At 71.1% G+C, this 4,044-nt stretch carries 5 protein-coding genes and 2 tRNA genes; 5 read left to right on the top strand and 2 right to left on the bottom strand.

What is annotated here, in order from left to right:
• Nucleotides 1–207 precede the first annotated feature (207 nt).
• Complete coding sequence (locus tag ACOV8S_RS23820; RefSeq protein WP_004002642.1) at nt 208–621, bottom strand: SsgA family sporulation/cell division regulator; 414 nt, start codon at nt 619–621, stop codon at nt 208–210.
• 189 nt (nt 622–810) lie between these two features.
• Between ACOV8S_RS23820 and ACOV8S_RS23815 the strand changes: the two genes are divergently transcribed.
• From ACOV8S_RS23815 to ACOV8S_RS23800, 4 genes are all read left to right on the top strand, one after another.
• Nucleotides 811–1,380 carry a TIGR02611 family protein gene (locus ACOV8S_RS23815; protein ID WP_448320159.1) on the top strand — a complete coding sequence of 190 codons (570 nt, stop codon included), beginning with the start codon at nt 811–813 and terminating at the stop codon, nt 1,378–1,380.
• 52 nt (nt 1,381–1,432) lie between these two features.
• A tRNA-Val gene (locus ACOV8S_RS23810) sits at nt 1,433–1,504 on the top strand.
• 345 nt (nt 1,505–1,849) lie between these two features.
• Nucleotides 1,850–2,317, top strand: a complete 468-nt coding sequence (locus ACOV8S_RS23805) for an SRPBCC family protein (protein WP_448320157.1) — start codon at nt 1,850–1,852, stop codon at nt 2,315–2,317.
• A 39-nt stretch (nt 2,318–2,356) separates the two neighbouring features.
• Nucleotides 2,357–2,428: transfer RNA gene (locus ACOV8S_RS23800), tRNA-Val, on the top strand.
• A 129-nt stretch (nt 2,429–2,557) separates the two neighbouring features.
• On the opposite strand, the gene ACOV8S_RS23795 is transcribed toward ACOV8S_RS23800, so the two are convergent.
• A complete protein-coding gene (locus ACOV8S_RS23795; protein ID WP_382552247.1) occupies nt 2,558–3,283 on the bottom strand; it encodes a 3'-5' exonuclease in 726 nt (241 codons plus the stop codon).
• Between the two features lie 179 nt (nt 3,284–3,462).
• On the opposite strand from ACOV8S_RS23795, the gene ACOV8S_RS23790 reads away from it, so the two are divergent.
• Nucleotides 3,463–4,029 (top strand): DUF4365 domain-containing protein, encoded by a 567-nt coding sequence (locus ACOV8S_RS23790; protein WP_448320156.1) that lies wholly within the window; start codon nt 3,463–3,465, stop codon nt 4,027–4,029.
• Nucleotides 4,030–4,044 lie beyond the last annotated feature (15 nt).

Genomic DNA, 4,044 nt, shown 5'->3' with positions numbered 1-4,044 from the left:
CGCCCCGGTCGCCCGGTCGCCCGCCCCCGGACGCACCGGCGCCGCCGCCGCGGAGGGTGACCGCGGCGACGGCGCCGGTGTGTGGGTGGGGTCGCGCCGGCTCGCGTGGTGCTTGCGCCGGCCCCGGCCGTCTCCCCGAGTGGACGGCCGAGGTTGCTGGAGTGGTGGTGGGGACCGGGGCCGGAGGCGCCCCGGGGGTCTCCCGCCCTAGCTCTCGGCCAGGATGTGCGAGAGTTCCTGGTCGAGATCGAAGTGCCGGTGCTCCGTGCCGGGTGGCACGGCGGCGTCCGTACGCTTCAGGAAGGACTCCAGGGCCCGCGCCGGGGCCTCGAGCAGGGCCTCGCCCTCGGGGGAGCTGAGGGCGATGCAGACGACCCCCTGACCGTGACTGCGGGACGGCCAGACACGGACGTCGCCCGTGCCGGTCGGCCGGTGCAGCCCCTCGGCGAGGAGGTCACGGGCGAACACCCATTCGACCGTCTCCTCGGCTCCGGTGTGGAAGGTGGCGTGCACGGCATAGGGATCGGCCGTGTCGTACCGCAGGCCTGCGGGGACAGGCAGTGAGGACTCGCTCGATACAACGAGGCGCAGGTGCAGCTCGCAGCTGACCGTGGTGTTCATAAGCGCCAGGGCCTTTCGCTCAGTGTGCGCTCGGGGATTCGCACGTCGGCGAAATCGACATGCCACACACGATGCCGTTGTAAACCCCTCTGAGGGTTTTGCGTGCGTTTATGTACCTCTTCTGGCCGAGGGTACTTCCTTTGAAGCGACCATTCCGGTGATCACTTTCCCTCGGGTAGGGTTTCGCTGATGAATACGGGGAGTGACGAACCTGGGGGGACGCGGGGGATGCGCACGACAGCGGGCGAGGTGGAATCCGACGTGACACAGGACGATCGTGGAACCCCGGCCGACGGCAGGGAAGGCGGCGCGCCGGGCACCGGCGCCACCATGAGCGAGGTGGCGGACACGGAGGGCTCCGAAGGGGCGGATCACGGGCACGGGCGGGGCCTCGGCTCGCGCGCCCCCCGGTTCGTCCGCCGGAGCCGGCCGCTCCACCTGAGCTGGCAGGTCGGCGTCTTCCTGATCGGCCTCGCGGTGGTCGGCGGCGGCGTCCTGCTGCTGCCCCTGCCCGGCCCCGGCTGGGTGATCATCTTCGCCGGCATGGCGATCTGGGCCACCGAGTTCGTCTGGGCCCAGCTGGTGCTGCGCTGGACGAAGCGCAAGGTCACCGAGGCCGCGCAGAAGGCGCTGGACCCCAAGGTGCGGCGCCGCAACCTGATCCTCACGGCCGTCGCGCTGGTGATCGTCTGCACCCTGGGGGGCCTGTACCTCTGGAAGTTCGGTCTCGTCATGCCCTGGAACGCCGGGCGGCGCTGACCGGGGTGGTGCGGAGCACCGCGTGACATGGGGTAATGTTCTTCCTGCGCCCGGGCGATTAGCTCAGCGGGAGAGCGCTTCGTTCACACCGAAGAGGTCACTGGTTCGAACCCAGTATCGCCCACCGACGAGGAGGGTCCGGTTCCGCGGAAACGTGGAACCGGACCCTCCTCGCTTTGCATCCCGCGTTGTGGTGCTGTGACCGGGCCGAGTAATTCGGTGCCGGAATTCGATGATTCTTTTTCGCGGAACACCGGGTAATTGCCACGGTGTTCGCGGACCCTCTTCCTCCGTTTATCCGGCGGTCCGTCAAGTGTCTCCCGAGGGCCGGTAATTCACCGGCCCACGGCGAATGCGCGAAAATGGGGGCAGACCCTCCACCGAGGGCGGCCGCAACTCGAGGGGGCCCGCCGCCCGTTCGCCGGCCGCCCCGCGGAGGGGCGCCGAACGGCTCGTGGACACTGGGCCCATGAGACCGAGCGAACTCACCCGGTACCGCTTCGAGGGCCGCTGGACCCTCTCCGCCCCGCCCGCGGAGGTCTACGGGGTCCTGGAACGCGTCGACGACTACCCCCGCTGGTGGCCACAGGTGCGACGCGCGGAGCGGACCGGGGAGGCCTCCGGGCAGGTGCTCGTCCGCTCGCTCCTCCCGTACGACCTGCGGATGGACATCAGGGCCGTCCGTAACGAACCGGAGAACGGCGTGCTGGAGGCCGCGCTCTGCGGCGACCTGGAGGGCTGGATGCGCTGGACCGTCCACCCGGCCGGAGCCGGGACCCTGGTCCTCCACGAGCAGGACACCGACCTCGCCAAACCCCTGCTGCGCCTGCTCGGGGTGCCCGCCCGCCCGTTGCTGCGGGCCAACCACGCCCTGATGATGCGCGGCGGCCGCCGCGGCCTGGAGGCGTTCCTGGCGGGCGGCGGGGAAGCGGTTTGAACGAAGGGCCGTCGGACCTGTATTGTTCAGTGCGTTCCCGGGCGATTAGCTCAGCGGGAGAGCGCTTCGTTCACACCGAAGAGGTCACTGGTTCGAACCCAGTATCGCCCACAACACCGGAGGCGATCCGAGTCCGCAGTACTGCGGCCGGGTCGCCTCCGTCGTTCCTCCTGACCCTGTCGGCCGGAGGTCTTCGGCCTGACGCCTCCGGCCCCGACCTCCCGGGTCCCGCCTCTTCGTTCAGGCGGCCGCGGTCAGGCCCGGGCGCAGCGGCCAGGACCGGTCCACGGCCTCCGGCACACCGCTGCGCGCGAACCACGCCTCCAGCCCCTTCGCCTGCGCCGCGTGCCAGGTCTGCTGCAGCGTGTGCAGCTCCGCCGGGGTCAGCCGCTCCAGCCGGGAGGCGAACCGCCGCCCCACCGCGCGCGTCACCTCCAGCGCCGCCAGCGCGTCCGCCCCCGCGTCGTGCGCCTCGGCCAGCTCCACGCCGTAGTACTCGCACAGGTCGACCAGGGTCCGGCGCCCCTTGCGGTACCGGTCGAAGTGCTTGTCCAGCACCCGCGGATCGAGGACCCGCAGCGGCGCCGAACGGAACCAGCGCTCCAGCGAGGACGCCCGGTGCCGGCGCAGCTCCCGGTCCAGCAGCGTCAGGTCGAACGGCGCGTTCATCACCACCAGCGGCCGTCCCGCCGCGGCCTGCTCACCCAGCGCCCGGCCTATCTCGTACATCACCGGCGCGGGCCAGCGGCCGTTGCGCTCCAGGTGGTCCTGCGTCAGCCCGTGCACCGCCGTCGCCTCCTCGGGCACCGGCACGCCCGGGTTCACCAGCCAGCGCGTCACGCGCGGCCGGGTCCCCGGCGCGTCCTGCACCACCAGGGCGGCCGACACCACGCGGTCACTCTCCACGTCCACCCCGGTCGTCTCCGTGTCGAAGGCGGCCAGTGGGCCCTCGTACCAGCACGTCATGTCTCCGCAACCCCTCGCTCAACTCCCCGCACACGCAAGGCGGCAGACGGATCGTCCGCCGTGCAGCGGTGATACCCGGACCGTTTGCGGCGTACGCCGCGCGGAGACAACAGAGATACGGGTCCGCGCAGTTCAGCGGCCCCGTACCTCGACCCGTCCGGCCGGAGAGGCTGTTGGGCATGGCCACGGCGCAGCCCGAACGCGGAGGGCTGCTGCCCGACCGCGTGGCGCACCAGCGCGGCACACTCGCCACCACCGCCTGCATGGAGACCCTGCAGGTGGGATATCTGCACGCCGTCGCGGCCGCGGCCGGCTGCTCGCTGTCCCAGCCGTTCCCCGACAACGGCATCGACTGGCACGTCAGTCACAGCTCGCCCGGTCACACCGTGGACGACGAGGTCACCATCAAGGTCCAGTTGAAGGCCACCTACCAGATACCGCCGCGCCCGCCGGGACGGCACTTCTCCTTCACGCTGGACAACAGCCACCTGGCCAAGCTGGCCCGCACCCCCGTCACCGTCCACAAGATCCTCGTGGTGATGCTGGTGCCCCGCTCGCGCGACCAGTGGCTGTCCGCGGGGCACGACCGGCTCGACCTCAGGCACTGCTGCTACTGGGTCAACCTCGCCGGCCACCCGGTCACCGGTCGCACCCGCACCACCGTCCGGGTGCCGACCTCGCGCATCTTCGACGACCGGGCGCTCTGCGAGATCATGAACCGGGTCGGCAGGGGAGGCATACCGTGACGCACCGACCGATCG

Source organism: Streptomyces sp. CO7, assembly GCF_053474865.1.
Note: the sequence above shows the minus strand (reverse complement) of the source record. Positions and strands in the feature narration are given on the sequence as shown.

What these genes read in the sequence shown, in the direction of transcription:
- ACOV8S_RS23790 (WP_448320156.1), top strand. Translation starts at nt 3,463, where the DNA reads ATGGCCACGGCGCAGCCCGAACGCGGAGGGCTGCTGCCCGACCGCGTG.
- ACOV8S_RS23805 (WP_448320157.1), top strand. Translation starts at nt 1,850, where the DNA reads ATGAGACCGAGCGAACTCACCCGGTACCGCTTCGAGGGCCGCTGGACC.
- ACOV8S_RS23815 (WP_448320159.1), top strand. Translation starts at nt 811, where the DNA reads ATGAATACGGGGAGTGACGAACCTGGGGGGACGCGGGGGATGCGCACG.
- ACOV8S_RS23795 (WP_382552247.1), bottom strand. Translation starts at nt 3,283, where the DNA reads ATGACGTGCTGGTACGAGGGCCCACTGGCCGCCTTCGACACGGAGACG.
- ACOV8S_RS23820 (WP_004002642.1), bottom strand. Translation starts at nt 621, where the DNA reads ATGAACACCACGGTCAGCTGCGAGCTGCACCTGCGCCTCGTTGTATCG.